This window comes from Candidatus Leptofilum sp. (assembly GCF_965223525.1).
GTDB lineage: Bacteria > Chloroflexota > Anaerolineae > Promineifilales > Promineifilaceae > Leptofilum.
The window spans coordinates 2,262,000-2,277,250 of sequence record NZ_CBDCWX010000005.1; the positions used below are offsets into that span (position 1 = coordinate 2,262,000).

Below are 15,251 nucleotides of genomic sequence, written 5' to 3' on the forward strand. Positions count from 1 at the left end.
ATTTTGTAGTGTGTAAAAAACGGAATACGCAATACGCAATAAAAAAGGAACCATCCATGACAAACAAACCACTTACCGCCCAATTTTTCCTCGAACGGATGACCGCTGCCGAAATTGCGCGGGCGCGGCGCGTGGAAAGCGTGCTGCCTGCTCTGCGCGAGCACGCAGCAGAATCGGATGTGGCAGGCGAGTTTTATCGGCCGCACAAAGAGACATTGCGAGAGGCCGGACTGCTGGGGCTGGTCGTGCCAGAAAAATACGGGGGCTTGGGCGGCACGCTGCGTGATCTGGCAGCGGCCACCTTTGCTCTGGGCACGGCTTGTCCCTCCACGGCGCTGGCCTACTTCTTCCACTGCAGCAGCGTTTCACGCGGGTTGCTGGCTTTGGAGGCCGTGGCAGCAGGCAAGTTTAGCGACGAAGACGCGCCCGTCGTGCGGGCATTTGGCGAGAAAGTACTGCGAAAAATGGGCGCGGAGGGCAAATTGCTGGGCAACTTTGCCAGCGAGACGGCCAAATCGTCCAAGAGTGCCGTCTTTATTTCTTCTGAAGCAACCAAGACAGAAGGCGGCTGGCTGCTCAACGGCACCAAGAGCTTTGGCTGCAACACAGGCGTCGCCGATGAATATTTGGTGGCGGCAAAATTAGAGGGATACGAAACGGCCGCAGGCCTCGCCATGTTTTTTGTAAAGCAAGATGCCCCCGGCGTGACTGAGCGCGCTGCCTGGGATTCGTTGGGGATGCGGGCCACCGCCTCCCAGGGCATCGTCATGGAAAACGTTTTTGTGCCCGATGCAGACGCGCTGGCCATCCCCGACGCGTTTGTGACGATGATGCAGATGAGTCGGGGCTCGTTGCTAGGCAACCAGTTGGCAATTTCGGCCATTTACTTGGGCGCGGCCAAGCAAGCGTATGATTTTGCCCTCAACTTTACGACCGAAATGAAATTCAAGGATACCGGCTTGCCCATTGCCACAAGCCCGTTCCACCAGGAACTCATCGGCAAAATGACGGTGGATTTGGAGACGGGGCGTTTGTGGCTGCTTCGTCAACTCGATTTGGAGACATCAGAGCCGCCGTTGCTGCCCAAGCCGCTGGTCATCCGGCAGTGGCGCATGTGCAAAGGCGTTGTCTCTGAAGCGGCACTCAATGTGGCGCAGGGGGCGCTGAAAATGTGCGGCACGAGCAACACGGGCAACAGCGGCGTCATTGCCCGCATGCTACGCGACATTTCGATGGGCTTGGTCATGGCCTTCCCGCCAGAACGCGGCCGTTTGGAAGCGGCCAAAATGGTGGTGGAGGGGCAGGGACAGGATGTGTTTAGGGTGTGAGTGTGAGAGCGTATTTCGTATTGCGTAAAAAGCATCCCCTACACAATACGAAATACGCAATATCAAGTGAGATAATTCTATGAATAACGTAAAAATCCCTGATTTGACCGACTACATCGCTGGTGAATTTTTGCCGCCGACTGTGGCGATAACGGCCACTTCGGCAAGCTCAACACCGTTGAGCAGTTCAGTGCAGGCCGTAAACCGTAATCCCCACGACAACAGCCCAATCGGGCAGCAAATGGCAACCAGTGAGGCCAATTTGGAGCGGGCGTTGGCGGCCGCGTGGCAGGTACACCAATCCGGTGTTTGGCGGAATTTGCCCATTGCGGAACGAGCCGATTTGGTGACGAGAATGGGAGCTTGGCTGGCCGAACGTGCCGAGGACATTGCTCAATTGGAGTCGCTGACAACGGGGATTGTCATCAACACCTCGCGCTTGGTGAATATGATTACCCATCTCACGTTTACCGCTTCGGCGGAGATGTTGCGTGGGGGCAGTACGTTGCAAACACTGTCCGGCGAACTGGCTGAGGTGGAGGTTCATCGTCAACCGTGGGGGCCTGCTGCCTGCATTGCCCCGTGGAATGCCCCTGCGGCGCTGGCGGCGCATAAAGTGGGGGCGGCGTTGGCGGCAGGCTGCCCGGTCATCTTGAAGCCGAGTGAATGGTCGCCCTATTCGGCCGTTTTTTTGGCGCGGGCAGCAGAGGCAGTGGACTTGCCTGCGGGGGTATTTCAGTTGGTAAACGGCCGTGCCGACGTTGGCGCATATTTAGTGAATGATGCCCGGATTCGCTGCGTCTCTTTCACGGGTGGTTTGGCAGGGGGGCGGGCCGTCGCCCAGGCTTGCGCTCGCGACTTTAAGCCAGCTCAGCTTGAACTGGGCGGCAACAATGCCATGGTGGTGCTGGCCGATGCCGATCTGGACAAAACGGCGCAGGGCATTGTGGCTGGGATGACGACGCTCAACGGCCAATGGTGTCGTGCCCTGGGGCGGCTCATCGTGCAGGACACAATTTATAACGATTTGCTGGAGCGAACGCTGGAAGCGTTGGCGGCAGTGAAAGTTGGCCATGCGCTGGATGAAAGCAGCCAGATGGGGCCGCTGGTTCATGCGAGGCATCGGGGGCATTTACAAACGGCCGTTGCTCATTTACAGTCACGCGGCGGCACGGTGCATCAGGTCACGCCTCTGCCCGATTTGCCCGGCACCTTTTTTGCCCCGGCACTCATCACGGGGATAGATTCATCTGAAACATTAGAGGAGATTTTTGGGCCAGTGACGGCCGTTCACCCTTTCAAAACTGATGCCGAGGCCGTTCAGCTTGCTAATCAGACGCCGTATGGCTTGGGTGGTTACGTTTTTGGCGAACAGGAACATGCGCTCACCATTGCCCGGCAGATGGAAACGGGCGGCGTGAAGGTCAACGGGGTCAGCCTGATTGGTCTGCACCCGATGGCCCCACGCCCCGCCTGGAAGCTCAGCGGCTTCGGCGAAGAAGGCACGGCAGAGACGTTTCACTTTTTTATGGGGCGGCGGGTTGTTGGCGTGGCGGGAGTATAAAAAATTTGCCACAGAGAACTCAGAGAAAAAAGCTCTGTGGGCTCCGTGTTCTCTGTGGTGCAAAAAATTAACGCTCTGTAATTGCCTCAACCAAATACCACGGCCGTCCATTTACTACATCCGTATTTTTGGACACTTCTTTGTTTTGGGTATGGGCGGGGTGGATGGTGGCGGTGGTCAGGCCGGGCTGGTCGGTGGCGTGGGTGACGATTGGATAGCTGATGTTGCCATCGAACGGCCGTGTTTCCCAGGGCGTCATCAGGGTGAAATCGTTGTGCAGGGTGCAAATGAGGCTTTGCCCGGCTGGGGTGGGGCGGCTGGCGGCAATGAGGCAGACGCGATTCTCGGCCGAGCGTTCTAGCAAGCCTAGCTCTACTTCCCACCGTTCCTGAACGTGCATCGGCGCAGCCACCACGTCGGCCCCTTGCAGGGATGCCAGGCGAAACGCTTCGGGATAGATAGTGTCATCCCCCACGATGAGAGCAAAGCGTCCCCACGGTGCTTCCAGAATTTGTAGGTCATCGCCCAGGCTGGTGGCCCAATTTGCGTGCCGATTGACCCGATGTAGCTGCGGCTGGCGATGAATGAGGCCTTCACTGTTGATGACAACGCCAACGTGCGCGTGACCTCCACCATTATTTACTGCCTCCACAATGCTTGTAACCACAAATGCAGATTGATTTTGTAGAGCGGCAGTGAGGGTTTGGACGGCTTGCTGGCTGGTGGTTACGGCCGTATCCACATCATCCACTACCCCATCGGCAAAGCAAAACAGTTCCGGCAACACGATGAGCTGGCTACCGTTGGCGGCGGCTTGGGCAATGGCTTCGGCCGCTTCTTCGATGGCGTCGGGGCCGTTGGCAATGGGTTGGTAAACGGCCGTTTGCAGTTCGGCCGCACCTACCGGAAAGTCCAACGGCTGTGGTTCCTGGCCAATGGCGGCATAAAGCTCCGGGCGACGGCTGGCAAAAATGTCCGTGCCGTCGGGTCGTTGTTTGTCATCGGCTAAGCTGGGATCAATATCGGCCACGATGACGGCATCTCCCGTGCGGGGTGCTTTGGCCAGCACCGTGCCGTCTGGGGCCACAATTTGGCTTTCGCCTGCGCCATGCAGAAAATGGACGGGAATGCTGGTGGCCTGGCTCACTGGCTCCAGCAAAAATTCGGGGATGAGCGGGTCAACCTTGTTGGCCGCTACCACAAAGACTTTATTTTCCGCTGCGCGAACGGGTACGTGCAGGCTGGCCTCATCCAGGGCAAAGGAGTTGAGACTGTTGCCTAAAATTTGCGCCCCACGCAAGGCCAAAGCGCGGGGTGTTTCGTTAATCACGCCATCCATGCAGGCGTAGGTAGACAGTTTACCCAGCAGCGATTCGGTGATGGGTGTAGCTGCCTGGGCGCGTTCAAGGAAATCATTTTCATGCCCCATCAGCACCTGTTTGTCTGAGGTGGAAAGCAAACGGCCGTCTGGCCCGTAAAGCAGGCTGGTTCCGGTGGCCGTGCCATCCTCCTGTTGCAAGGTAACGTTGATGACGATATGGCAGTTGTGCTGGTGAGCTTTGTGGGAAACGGCCGTTAAAAATTCACCGTCAAGGGCAACAGAGACGTTAAAACAATGCATCTTATCATCATACCAAGAGAGGTGATTAACAAATTCGGGCAGCACCATCAAATCCGGCTGCTGCTCGGAAGCTTTGTCTATCATGGCTAAACATTTTTCCAAATTTTCTTGAACATCTGCGCCTGCACCAAATTGCAATGCAGCTACGCGAACTGTGGGATTTGACATAAAAACCTCATATTTGATGGCCGCTAAGAGGGCATCCACAAACAAGTGATTTGGAAATGGCAGATGACCTTGAAGTAAGCGGTCACTTTTTAAAGGAAGAATTTGTTGGCCGCTTACTGAGAGACGCCCAGTTGACGTTTTAATTCACGCACTAACGCACTACCATTAGGTGCATAACCATCAGCGCCAACATGATCACAATACTCCTGCGTAACAGGTGCCCCGCCTACGAATATTTTTACACCGTCTCGCAGACCAGCGTTTTCAATTGCTTTAATGGTTGGGCTAAACATGGTCATTGTGGTTGTTAAAAATGCACTCATACCTACTGCATCTGGTTGATACTTTTGTATGGCTTCTACAAAGGCAGCTTCAGTAACATTAACGCCTAAATCAATAACCTCAAAGCCTGCACCTTCCAGCATGATGTTACACAAATTCTTGCCAACATCGTGAATATCACCTTTTACTGTTCCCATAACAAACTTGCCCACAGGCTTCGCGCCCGTTTCCGCAATGAGAGGGCGCAAGATAGCCATTGCCCCGGCCATAGCTCTGGCTGCCACGAGCATTTCTGGGACAAAGTAGGTGCCGTCTTCAAATAAACGCCCCACTTCTTCCAATGCTGGAATAAGAGAATCAAAAAGAGTGACAAGGGGATCCATCCCCAGTGTAACAGCCTCTTTGGTTAAAGCAACTACTGGGTCACGCTCACCGTCAATCGTGTGGTTAAATAGTGAATCTAAGATTTCGTTTTCTCTGCTCATTTTGCTTACTCTCGTAAAAAATTTTGAATTATGAGGGATGAATTATGAAAAATCTGCTGTCTAAACCAGTTCTTTCACCAATTCACCAATCATGCGGATGCGTTCAATATCTGCACCGGGAGGTACCTCATCCGAAACGCCCAGAACCAGGCGGGGGTAGAAGAAGTCAACCATTTTTTTAGTGTAGGCAACCATTTCTTCAACTGGGTATTGGTTTTCGTTTACTAGCAATGAGGGTATGCCGTCCATGACGATTAGGTCGCCAACGGCATCCCGTATTTGTTCAATGGTGACATCGCCTTGCGGTGCGGCCGTAGGTGCTTCAATTGCATCGTAATCAAAATCTCGTAGATGAGGCAGCAGTGATTTCATCGTGCCGTCAATATGCACTGAAACAAATTTACCGGCCGCATGAAGCTGGTCTGTACGCATGGCGTAATAAGGAACCAGATGCTTTTTCCAAACCTTGGGGGAATCAATAAACCCGTCTACATTTTCGCCCAAATTGATAATCTGTACGGGGCTTTTGCAAATGACATCATACATGACATCATCAGCGGCCGTAGCAAATTCAACGTACTCTTCCAAAACGGTGGGATGGTCGTACATGAAGTAGATGGCTTGTTGTAAGCCCATTTCCTCAATCATCAAGCGCTGCACGGGTGAACGCCGGAAGTAAAATTGGGGAGTGCCATACTCACCATATTTGGCTAAATCTTGCTGGAATAGCTCCTCGTCCCAGAACCACTCTTCATCTTCGTGAATGTATTTCAGGATTTTGAAATCTTCGGCTTCCTTAACGCGATATTCGGTGATGTGTGAAGATACTTTCCATTCATCAAATTCGATCACTTGGGACAAATCCCCAATTGGCGTGTGCCAGGTGCGGCGCAGGGTTTGATCATCTTTCCAATCAAGCTCCACATCCACCGTTTTGTAGCGAAATTTGAGCCAGGAATTGCCGCGCAGCCAGGAGCGATCCCACATGAAGTAGCGAATTGAAGCGTGGCAGTAGTCGCATATTTCCGGGAAGGTGGCGTCTTTTAGGTGGTCGGGAATTGTGCCGTTGGCCTTGTTCACTTTGTACCACCAATCCAAGCGGGGCTGCCAAAGCACACCGCCGGGGTCTTCGCCGCGAAAAATTGCCAGTTGCATTGCACCATAGTTGGGTCTTACTGCTGAAGTAACCATTTCACCTCATCCTTTTAGATACACTGTTTCTTATTGTACAATACCGAAAATGCGACTGTTTTGTCTTGTGAGTAATTAGCCTATCTTTGTGCTAATTTGATATTTATGGAAAAACGACTGGCGGCAAATATCATTGATTCTGAAATTGAGGGTCACTATACTTTTTTTCCGTTTGTAGAGGGGATTTCAACGCGGGAGCATGTGCATGATTTTTTTGAAATTTTTCTCATTGCCGCTGGCAGCATTTATCATCATGTGAATCGCGAGGTGATTTTGGTGCAAAGCGGCAGCCTTGTCTTTATTCGGCCTGAGGATGCTCACTTCTTTCGTCAGCATGAAAACCAGCGTTGTGAACTGATTAATTTGGCATTTTTGCAGGAGACTTTTGAGGAAACGGCCGTTTTCCTCAACATCGCTCAACAAAAAGACGCCTTACTTGAATTGCCATTGCCCCCCACCGTTTTGCTGACAACGGCCGAATCAAGCTGGATCTCAGCCCAATTAAAACAGTGGGGGCAGCTCATGTACCGCGACAAAAGTCACTCCTGCGTTACGCTCAGAGCTTTACTGGCACAAATTGTCTCAAACTTCTTTATTGCCCGTTTTGAAGATTATGTAGGGGATGTGCCACTGTGGCTGAAAGCACTGTGTCAACAGATGCAGGGAAAAGAAAATTTAGTCGAGGGCAGAACGGCTCTGATGCGTTTAGCCAATCGCACACCCGAATATGTGGGGCGAGCTTTCAAGACGCACCTCGGGATCACGCCATCCCAGTTCATCAATGATTTGCGCCTCAATTATGCCACTGATTTGCTGCTCCACACCGATATGGCCGCCACTGAAATTTGTTATGAGGTGGGCTTTGGCAATCTTAGCCATTTTTATCATCTGTTCAAAAGACGCTGGCACTGTTCCCCCATCCAGTTTCGCAAAATGAACCAGCGATCGCGCGTTGTTTAATGATTGGGAGTTTTGTGAATTCGCGGAGTTTACAGGCCGTGAAACGTGATGACATCTTGTCACGTTTCACGTTTCACGCTTCATTAATCACGCAAACCCCCACGAAAAAAGTTGAGACGATGCGTTTTTATTTCATACGGCGTGTAGCTGGCAATAAAGGTGTGGGGATCAATGTTTTCTACAGCTTCTGGGCTTTCTTCTAGCAAATTTGTTTCGGCCACATTGTCTAAGTCGGCATTGAAGACAAGCTTTGTCTTAGCATGGCTGCCGTGGCTGTCGAAGGTACGCAGGATGAGTTCATCACCGTCTTCTGACTGCTTTAGTGCTTCCACGATCAGGCTGCGGGATTCAATGTTCAGCAGTGAGCAGGTCGCCGGCAGGTTGGCATTTTGTTCACTCGCTTGCAGCTCTAAGGGAATTGCCAAAGCGGGGATGTTAAGTTCATAAGCGCGGCGATCCGCTTGGGCTTGCCGCCAACCGCCAGCGTGAGGCAGCAGTGAGTAGGTAAATTGATGGTGGCCGAGGTCGCTGGTAGCGTCAGGCCGAATGGGGCTGCGAATGAGCGAGAGGCGCAGTACGTTTTCCCGTGCGTCGTAGCCATATTTGCAATCATTTAGCAGGGCAACACCGTAATCTCCCTCAGACATATCGGCCCATTTGTGGCCACAAACTTCAAATTTGGCCTGCTCCCAGTCGGTGTTGCGGTGGGTGGCGCGCTCGATGTGGCCGAAGGGCAGGTCGTAGGTGGCGACGCGGCTGCGAATTTGCAGGGGGAAGGCGACTTTTAGCAGCTTGCGGCTGTTGCGCCACTCGGCACGGGTATGAAAGTCAATGCGGGGATTGTCGTGGTACAGCCACATCTCTTGCTCGATGGTGGAATCTAGCACTTGCCAACTGCTGGTGAAGACGGCAAAGTGTGGCCCGTTGGCGACCAGTTGCCATGCGGCCGTCTGCTTTACGGGGTGCTGGTACGTTTCAAGATGGTAAGCAATGTCCCAGGCGCTGAACTTGGTGCCAGGATTATCCTCAAAAACCTGAAAGGCGTTGCCCGGTGCAGCCAATACCTCGTGGTCGTTGGTTTTGTCGTAGAGGCGTTCCAGGTTACCAGCCTCGTCTAGCTCAATTTGGTAAAGGGGAGTTTCGATGCGGTTGTTGGCAAAGGTGGCGGTTTGTTGGTTGTGGTCAACGGCCGTCCCCTCCCCAAAAGCCGCCACCGTCCAGCCCAAACTGGGAAGATCGGGAGCGCGGAAGTAGGCACGGCCGTTGTAATCCTGCACTGGCACAAGTTCACCACCGTTGATCCGAACGGCCGTTGCCCCAGTAGACGCAGTTTCCACCAATTCATTCCGCTGCCAAGCAAGCGTGTTAAAGATGATCAGATCATTTGCCTGTGCCACCTCTGGCTTAAGCTGCTGCACTAGATGAGCAACGGCCGCTCCTTGAACTTCATGGCCAATAGCAAAGGCCGCATCATAATCCTGCTGAATGTCGGCCACCGCTTCCGGCACGTGCGTACCGGGCAGAATGTCGTGGAACTGGTTCAGCATTGCCAGCTTCCAGCCCTCATTCAGCCGCTCCTGCTGGCGGGGTGCGCCATAGAGCCAGGCCAGCGAACTTAAAATTTCGGCGTTGCGGAAGAGCGTCTCCACTTGGCGGTTTTGCCGCTTGAGGCCAGCCTTGGTGGTGTAGGTGCCGCGATGGGCTTCCAGATACAGTTCATCGTCCCAAATTGGCAAGTTGGCGGCTCTTTTTTCAATGCTGTGGAAAAATGTTTCGGCAAAGGTGAGTTGATTGTGGGGGAGTCCGGGGAAAACGGCCGTTCGCAAGCTCGCCTCCACCATTTCACGGGTGGGGCCGCCGCCACCATCCCCCAAGCCATAGACGAACAGGTTTTCACCCACCGTCTCTTTTTCGCGGAAATCCTGCCATTGACGCTGCAAATTATTGAACGAGTACGTTTGGGCAAAGTGGGTGGGTGGAAAGTGAACTAACACCTCACTGCCGTCTGGCCCACGCCAGCGGAAGGTGTCGTGGGGAAAGACGTTGGTGTCATTCCATATGTTTAGCTTGGCCGTCATGAAATATTTGACGCCACTTTTGCGTAAAATCTGGGGCAGCGTATACACCGCGCCAAAAACATCCGGCAGCCAGCACGTTTCCGACGTGATGCCAAACGTTTCGCGGATATACCGCTGACCAAAAAGAAGCTGCCGCACGAAGCTTTCTGGCCCCAGCAGATTGCAATCTGGCTCGACGTACATCGCTCCGATCACTTCCCAGCGTCCTTCGACCACCCGCTGCTTCACTTCGGCAAAGGTTTCCGGGTACATCTCCTCCAGCTTTTCGTAAAGGTAGGGCTGGCTGTAGCTAAAAAGGTAATCTGGATATTCCCGCATCAGACTGAGCATATTGGTGATGGTGCGGCAATTTTTACGCAATGTTTCTTTCAGCGGCCACAGATAGACAATATCTAAATGCGAGTGGGCGCAGATGTTCATTTTGCCAGCATGTCGGTAAAAGTCGCTGGTGAACACGTTTTGGCGCAAAATTTGGCGGGCGCGAACGGCCGTAGCACGAGCCTCCTCACGGGAAGCAAGACAAGCACCAACTTCTCGGCAGGCTGTTTCTAAATGGTGGCGTAAAAAGCCTTCAATTTCCAGATTTTCGTCACTTTGCCAGTAACTCTTGTAAGCCTCCAACACCAGACGCGCGTCAAGGAGAAAGGCTTCAAGCTCACGGTCTATTTTTACCAGGGTTGCTTGGCGGAACAGGTGATAGTCACGCTCATCATGGCGGCGGGCATCGTAGGGATAGTTGATGATGAACGCTTCCATTTCTAGCTTTAGCTCGCGCCCAGCCTGGGCAAACTCGCCTAACGGAACCAGACTGCGGTAGTAATCGAGACCTTGCCAGGGACGGCCGTTTATACTAAGCTGCGTCTCTCCCCCATCCATATCAATGTCCAAATAAACGTCTGACCCTGAATGACTCTCAGGTATCACAAGCGTTTTGCGAAAGAAGGCCGTTGTATCCGGGCCACCCCACTGCTCGCCAACCTCAATAACCCTCCACGCCTCATCTAAGAATTGGTAGCTGCCGGGGGCTGTCAGGCGGGCGCGACGGTATTCCCAAAAGGTCAGTTCGATGGGAGCATAAGTAATAAATGAAGCGATACGAGCAAGATGGCGCTCGATCCATTCATGGGGCAAGTCGGGGCTGCGTTCAGGGTCTCTTGGTTTTCGTTTGGGCATTTCACTTCCAGTCTGCTTTTGGAGACTGGAGATTGGAGACCAGTAAATCTCTAATCTCTAGTCTCTCTCTTTCTTTGCACTATTGGCACGCGCCATCCGGCCAGTCTGCCACGCCTTTTGCCAATAAAAATCACGCGGTTCTGCCAACGGTTTGGCCGGGGCAGTGAAAGCCAAAATATAAGCTCGCCTTGCTCGGTTCGTCCGGTTTGGCCCTGCATAATGAAGCGTCCGGCAATGGTGTATGGTCGCCCCTCCAGCGGGAATTGGGCAAGCTACAAGATCGCCAAGATTGGTCAGTTTGGGGTCAACCTCTAGCCCATGCACACGCACATCCCCACCGATGCTGCGATGAGGAATCACGTCGAGCCGATGACTACCAGGAACAAACTGCATACAGCCCATCTCTACCGTGGTGTCTTGGAGCGGCATCCAGATGCTAATGCCGTTGTGTTCTTCCTGCGGGTTCCAATAGGCTTCATCTTGATGGAGTGGTGTCTCCGCACCCGTTTGTGGTGGTTTCAGGATGGCATGACTTCCCGTTCCCAATTCATCACTCCTCAGTAGCTGTTGGGCAACCTGGGTGGCGTTGGCTCTGTAGAGCGTGTCCTGCAATTCTGGCGCATACTTTTCTGGCTTCAATATTTGGGGCAAGGCTGCTTCCTGCCCTTCCTCATCGCTCCCGGCCAGATCAAACTGGTTGCCTTCTTCACGCCCAGCGCGGGTGGCAAATAGCCGATCGTACACGTTTTTGATGAGATTGATTTCTACGGCCGTTGTAATCGCATCAAGCACCAGATAGCCGTTCGCCTGAAAAAACGCAATTTGCTTGTCATTCAGTTGTAAGGTGGGTTGAATCATTGTCCCTTCCTTCATAAATATAGACTACGTAGACTACGGTGTGATTCGGTTAACCTTCTCTTAGCTCCGAGTCTCTTTCTTATATTATTAAGACCTAACTTTTAGGACGTCTTCTCCACCAATGTTGTCACTGAACTCAACAAATGCTGATTCTTGCCCTAAAACCTTTTTCACAAACGCAGGCCACCAATTAGTTTGCTTCTCTGGATCAGCATATTGATCCAGAACTGCTGACGTCTCCTCTTTTTTTTGTCTGCCTAACGCTTCAAACTCACGCCGATCTAGTCCGCTCCGCGGAATTCCCCACTCTCGACCCGTGTGTACGTGCAACACTTCATCGGCCCAATCAAAATCCTGGAAGAGTTTAGCCAATGGATTGTTTGCTTCTTTTGTCACCTGCCACTCATATTTCTTACCACTTTTAGCGGGCATCAAGCCTTGTTCAATAGCATAGAGAACAGCGTGGGCTTCTAATGTTGTCATATGCATATTCATTCGGATGGAGAAACCAGGGTGAAGTGGAATGTCACGTCGCCAATCAACGCCTAAATTCTCAAAATAGACAGAACCCATCATTGCGTGGCGTGCTTCATCCCAAAGTTGACGACACATATCAACATAGAACGACCACGGTTGTTCTTTTGTCTCGGCAATAATGCGTGCCATTGATTCTGGTACGTCCATTTCCAACGCTCGTTTGCACATCAATGCCAATGTCTTTTCCTCTAGAGGAACACCTTCAGTGCGAGCCACATGGTAACAGGGAAATATAAAATTTTCTTGCAGCTCAAAGCGCCTATCGCGGCGGGGCATGTAATCGGGCTCAAAGGGAGTTGTTACGCGGCTTTTGGGGAGGTGGTTAGGAGGTACGGCCGTTCCCTCCACCCCACCAGACGCTGCCAAATAAGCTTGTAAATGAGCTTTAAATTCTGTGTGGCACCCTACTGCAGCCATGGTAGCCTCACCCCACGTGATAGCATCTTTTTCCTCAAGCATAAGGAAACGTAAAATTCGGCGTGTTGGCGCATCAGCGAGTGGATTAGCCGCATTGAAGTGATTTTGGTAGGCGTCCAATACGGCCGGTTTCAGCACCTCATACAGTGCCGTAAGTTTTTCCGAGGTGGTTACGGCCGTCAGCAACTCATCAAAAAAGCGATCTATGCGTGGGTCAGGAGACTTATTCATGTCCGGCATCGGGTTTCTCATTTCACTGACCCGTACGCGAAACGACTGGGCATGTTCAGCGGCAAGATACGTATGATAGCTCAGCGCTTCCTTGACCTCCCATTCCGGCGTTGGATTGATCCAGCACAACGCCACTTCCATTGTCCGTTTCGCAATCCATGCGTAACGAAGCAACCGATCAACCGTTTCATTAACACCCAAACCATCTTGAGCAGCATCTTTATAATTTATGACATTAGGCAACAGGGAATTTGACATAACGCCTCTATAAGATGTGATTTCTATCCATTTCCATCAAAAATGAGCCAGAAATGAGACACAATAATGAATTTCAACATCGTCGCAAAGCAGAATTAGCCAAACGCCGCTTCTGGTTTTTCATTATAAAGAAAGCAAGAAGCCAGATGGTTAGCCTCATCAACCTTGTAAAGCGGCGGCAGCCCATCCAAACAGCGCGGCATCTTATCAGGGCAGCGCGGATAAAAGCGGCAGCCCGGTTTTTCAGATGTACGCATTTCTTCTTCAGCCGGCAGTTCAATCGTGCCTTCCCACTTAATATCTGGGTCTGGTATGGGCACCGAATTGATCAACAACTGCACATAGGGATGATGCGGTTGGTTAATAACGCGCACCGTATCGCCAGTTTCGGCAATGCCACCTTGATAAAGGATGAAGATTTGATCACCAATCTGGTAGGCTGTGCTTAAATCATGGGTAATGTAAATGAACGAGATGCCACTATCCCGCAGGCGAATCATCACGTCAAGAATTGAAGCCCGCAAGGAGGCATCTACCATAGAAACCGGCTCATCAGCCACAATCAGTTTTGGTTTTACCATGTAGGCCCGCGCCATCATAATGCGCTGACGCTGCCCACCACTAAGCTGGTGCGGGTACTTGCGTAAAACATCCTCACCGTGCAGTCCCACCACATTGAGCGACTCTTCCACCATGTCGCGTGCCTGAGATTTACTCTTCGCCAGCTTAAAATTGCTGGTTACCATGTCAAACACATGGCCTACCCGGTAAAATGGATTGTAAACGCCAAAGGGGTCCTGAAATACAGCCTGAACCTGTCGGCGGTACTCTTGCCGCTGCTGTGCATTTGCCTGTGCCATATCCAGCCCGTCGTAGATTATTTGACCTGACGTGATCTCCGTAAATCCAAGTATCACGTTAGCCAGAGTCGTTTTACCGCTACCGCTCTCGCCAGCAATTGTTGTAATCGTCGCCGGACGATGGGGAATGTTCAGGTTGAACCGATCCAGGGCGATGACTTGACGCTTTTCACCGCCAGAGGCACGCTGGGCATAGATTTTGGTCGCGTTACGGATTTGTAACAATAGTTCGGACATCAATATAGTTCCCATCCTCTTGCTTTTCATACAAATGGCAAGCAACTTCCTGGCGTGGTCGGATTTCCTGGCGAGCAGGCTCCTCCGTGCGACAGCGATCCATCACGAAGGGACAGCGCAGGTGGAAGATGCAGCCCGGTGGTGGATTGCGCGGGTCATGCGTAATGCCTTCCGTAATTTTTAGTGGCTTACGCTCCTTCAATGAAGGGACGGAATCAATTAACAATTCGGTATAAGGATGACCCGGATTTTTGAAAATATCTTCGACACCAGAAATCTCCACAATGTTGCCCGCATACATCACGGCCATGCGATCCACCATCTGCGCCATCAGCCCCATATCGTGGCCGATCATGATCATGGAGACACCCATGGCCTTTTTTACCTTCAGCATGGTTTGGGCCACCACGCGCTGTACCACCACATCCAGGGCGCTAGTGGACTCATCGGCAATGATAACTGCTGGATTGAGGGCAATGGCCATGGCGATGCAGGCACGCTGCTTCATGCCACCGCTGAGTTCGTGAGGATACATATTGTAAATGCGTTCGGGCAGTCCAACCCATTGCAGCAGCTCCAGAATGCGCGTTTTCATCTCATCTTTGCTGCGTTTGCCCTCGTGTTGGCGGATAACATCGGTGATCTGTTCGCTGATCCGCATGGTGGGGTTGAGTGAATTCATCGCACCCTGGGGGATCAAAGCCAGCCGCGTCCAGCGCATTTTACGCAGTTCGGTGCCGGTCAATTTGAGCAAGTCCACATCGCCCATTCTGATTTCACCAGCTACGATGCGGCCGGGTGGCACAATAAGCTGCAAAACGCCCATTGCGGCCGTAGATTTGCCACAGCCAGACTCTCCCACCAGACCCAAAATTTCACCTTCGTAAAGGGAAAAATCAACGCCGTCTACGGCTTTCACATCGCCTTTGGGCGTTTCATAGTAAATTTTTAAATTGTTTACTTCCAGGACTGCTTTGGGTGATTCATTTCCATTTGTCGCCAT

The 15,251-nt window shown here is 52.1% G+C and carries 11 protein-coding genes; 3 read left to right on the forward strand and 8 right to left on the reverse strand.

Features of this window, described 5'->3' with window-relative positions; translation table 11 throughout:
- The first annotated feature begins 56 nt into the window (after positions 1 to 56).
- Together ACOQPM_RS15390 and ACOQPM_RS15395 are read left to right on the forward strand one after the other, a co-directional pair.
- Positions 57 to 1,328, forward strand: coding sequence for an acyl-CoA dehydrogenase family protein (locus tag ACOQPM_RS15390; protein WP_420630152.1), 1,272 nt, complete (start codon positions 57 to 59; stop codon positions 1,326 to 1,328).
- A gap of 79 nt (positions 1,329 to 1,407) precedes the next feature.
- Positions 1,408 to 2,892, forward strand: coding sequence for an aldehyde dehydrogenase family protein (locus tag ACOQPM_RS15395; RefSeq protein WP_420630153.1), 1,485 nt, complete (start codon positions 1,408 to 1,410; stop codon positions 2,890 to 2,892).
- Between the two features lie 67 nt (positions 2,893 to 2,959).
- Here the strand turns inward: ACOQPM_RS15395 and ACOQPM_RS15400 are convergent, their stop codons facing one another.
- From ACOQPM_RS15400 to ACOQPM_RS15410, 3 genes are all read right to left on the reverse strand, one after another.
- A complete protein-coding gene (locus ACOQPM_RS15400) occupies positions 2,960 to 4,681 on the reverse strand; it encodes a nitrilase-related carbon-nitrogen hydrolase (RefSeq protein WP_420630154.1) in 1,722 nt (573 codons plus the stop codon).
- Positions 4,682 to 4,794: 113 nt separating this feature from the next.
- Positions 4,795 to 5,448 carry a cobalamin B12-binding domain-containing protein gene (locus ACOQPM_RS15405; RefSeq protein ID WP_420630155.1) on the reverse strand — a complete coding sequence of 218 codons (654 nt, stop codon included), beginning with the start codon at positions 5,446 to 5,448 and terminating at the stop codon, positions 4,795 to 4,797.
- Between the two features lie 60 nt (positions 5,449 to 5,508).
- Positions 5,509 to 6,639, reverse strand: coding sequence for a uroporphyrinogen decarboxylase family protein (locus tag ACOQPM_RS15410; RefSeq protein WP_420630156.1), 1,131 nt, complete (start codon positions 6,637 to 6,639; stop codon positions 5,509 to 5,511).
- Between the two features lie 105 nt (positions 6,640 to 6,744).
- On the opposite strand from ACOQPM_RS15410, the gene ACOQPM_RS15415 reads away from it, so the two are divergent.
- Positions 6,745 to 7,599, forward strand: a complete 855-nt coding sequence (locus tag ACOQPM_RS15415) for an AraC family transcriptional regulator (protein WP_420630157.1) — start codon at positions 6,745 to 6,747, stop codon at positions 7,597 to 7,599.
- An 83-nt stretch (positions 7,600 to 7,682) separates the two neighbouring features.
- On the opposite strand, the gene ACOQPM_RS15420 is transcribed toward ACOQPM_RS15415, so the two are convergent.
- From ACOQPM_RS15420 to ACOQPM_RS15440, 5 genes are all read right to left on the reverse strand, one after another.
- A complete protein-coding gene (locus tag ACOQPM_RS15420; protein ID WP_420630158.1) occupies positions 7,683 to 10,850 on the reverse strand; it encodes an alpha-mannosidase in 3,168 nt (1,055 codons plus the stop codon).
- 57 nt (positions 10,851 to 10,907) lie between these two features.
- Positions 10,908 to 11,708, reverse strand: a complete 801-nt coding sequence (locus tag ACOQPM_RS15425; protein ID WP_420630159.1) for a phytanoyl-CoA dioxygenase family protein — start codon at positions 11,706 to 11,708, stop codon at positions 10,908 to 10,910.
- A gap of 87 nt (positions 11,709 to 11,795) precedes the next feature.
- Positions 11,796 to 13,151, reverse strand: a complete 1,356-nt coding sequence (locus ACOQPM_RS15430) for a hypothetical protein (RefSeq protein WP_420630160.1) — start codon at positions 13,149 to 13,151, stop codon at positions 11,796 to 11,798.
- Positions 13,152 to 13,246: 95 nt separating this feature from the next.
- Positions 13,247 to 14,248, reverse strand: a complete 1,002-nt coding sequence (locus tag ACOQPM_RS15435; RefSeq protein ID WP_420630161.1) for an ABC transporter ATP-binding protein — start codon at positions 14,246 to 14,248, stop codon at positions 13,247 to 13,249.
- On the reverse strand, positions 14,220 to 15,251 hold the full coding sequence (locus ACOQPM_RS15440; protein WP_420630162.1) for an ABC transporter ATP-binding protein: 1,032 nt from the start codon (positions 15,249 to 15,251) through the stop codon (positions 14,220 to 14,222). The genes ACOQPM_RS15435 and ACOQPM_RS15440 overlap by 29 nt, the downstream gene beginning before the upstream one ends.

What these genes read in the sequence shown, in the direction of transcription:
- ACOQPM_RS15410 (WP_420630156.1), bottom strand. Translation starts at nt 6,639, where the DNA reads ATGGTTACTTCAGCAGTAAGACCCAACTATGGTGCAATGCAACTGGCA.
- ACOQPM_RS15395 (WP_420630153.1), top strand. Translation starts at nt 1,408, where the DNA reads ATGAATAACGTAAAAATCCCTGATTTGACCGACTACATCGCTGGTGAA.
- ACOQPM_RS15435 (WP_420630161.1), bottom strand. Translation starts at nt 14,248, where the DNA reads ATGTCCGAACTATTGTTACAAATCCGTAACGCGACCAAAATCTATGCC.
- ACOQPM_RS15425 (WP_420630159.1), bottom strand. Translation starts at nt 11,708, where the DNA reads ATGATTCAACCCACCTTACAACTGAATGACAAGCAAATTGCGTTTTTT.
- ACOQPM_RS15390 (WP_420630152.1), top strand. Translation starts at nt 57, where the DNA reads ATGACAAACAAACCACTTACCGCCCAATTTTTCCTCGAACGGATGACC.
- ACOQPM_RS15420 (WP_420630158.1), bottom strand. Translation starts at nt 10,850, where the DNA reads ATGCCCAAACGAAAACCAAGAGACCCTGAACGCAGCCCCGACTTGCCC.
- ACOQPM_RS15415 (WP_420630157.1), top strand. Translation starts at nt 6,745, where the DNA reads ATGGAAAAACGACTGGCGGCAAATATCATTGATTCTGAAATTGAGGGT.
- ACOQPM_RS15430 (WP_420630160.1), bottom strand. Translation starts at nt 13,151, where the DNA reads ATGTCAAATTCCCTGTTGCCTAATGTCATAAATTATAAAGATGCTGCT.
- ACOQPM_RS15405 (WP_420630155.1), bottom strand. Translation starts at nt 5,448, where the DNA reads ATGAGCAGAGAAAACGAAATCTTAGATTCACTATTTAACCACACGATT.
- ACOQPM_RS15440 (WP_420630162.1), bottom strand. Translation starts at nt 15,251, where the DNA reads ATGGCGACAAATGGAAATGAATCACCCAAAGCAGTCCTGGAAGTAAAC.
- ACOQPM_RS15400 (WP_420630154.1), bottom strand. Translation starts at nt 4,681, where the DNA reads ATGTCAAATCCCACAGTTCGCGTAGCTGCATTGCAATTTGGTGCAGGC.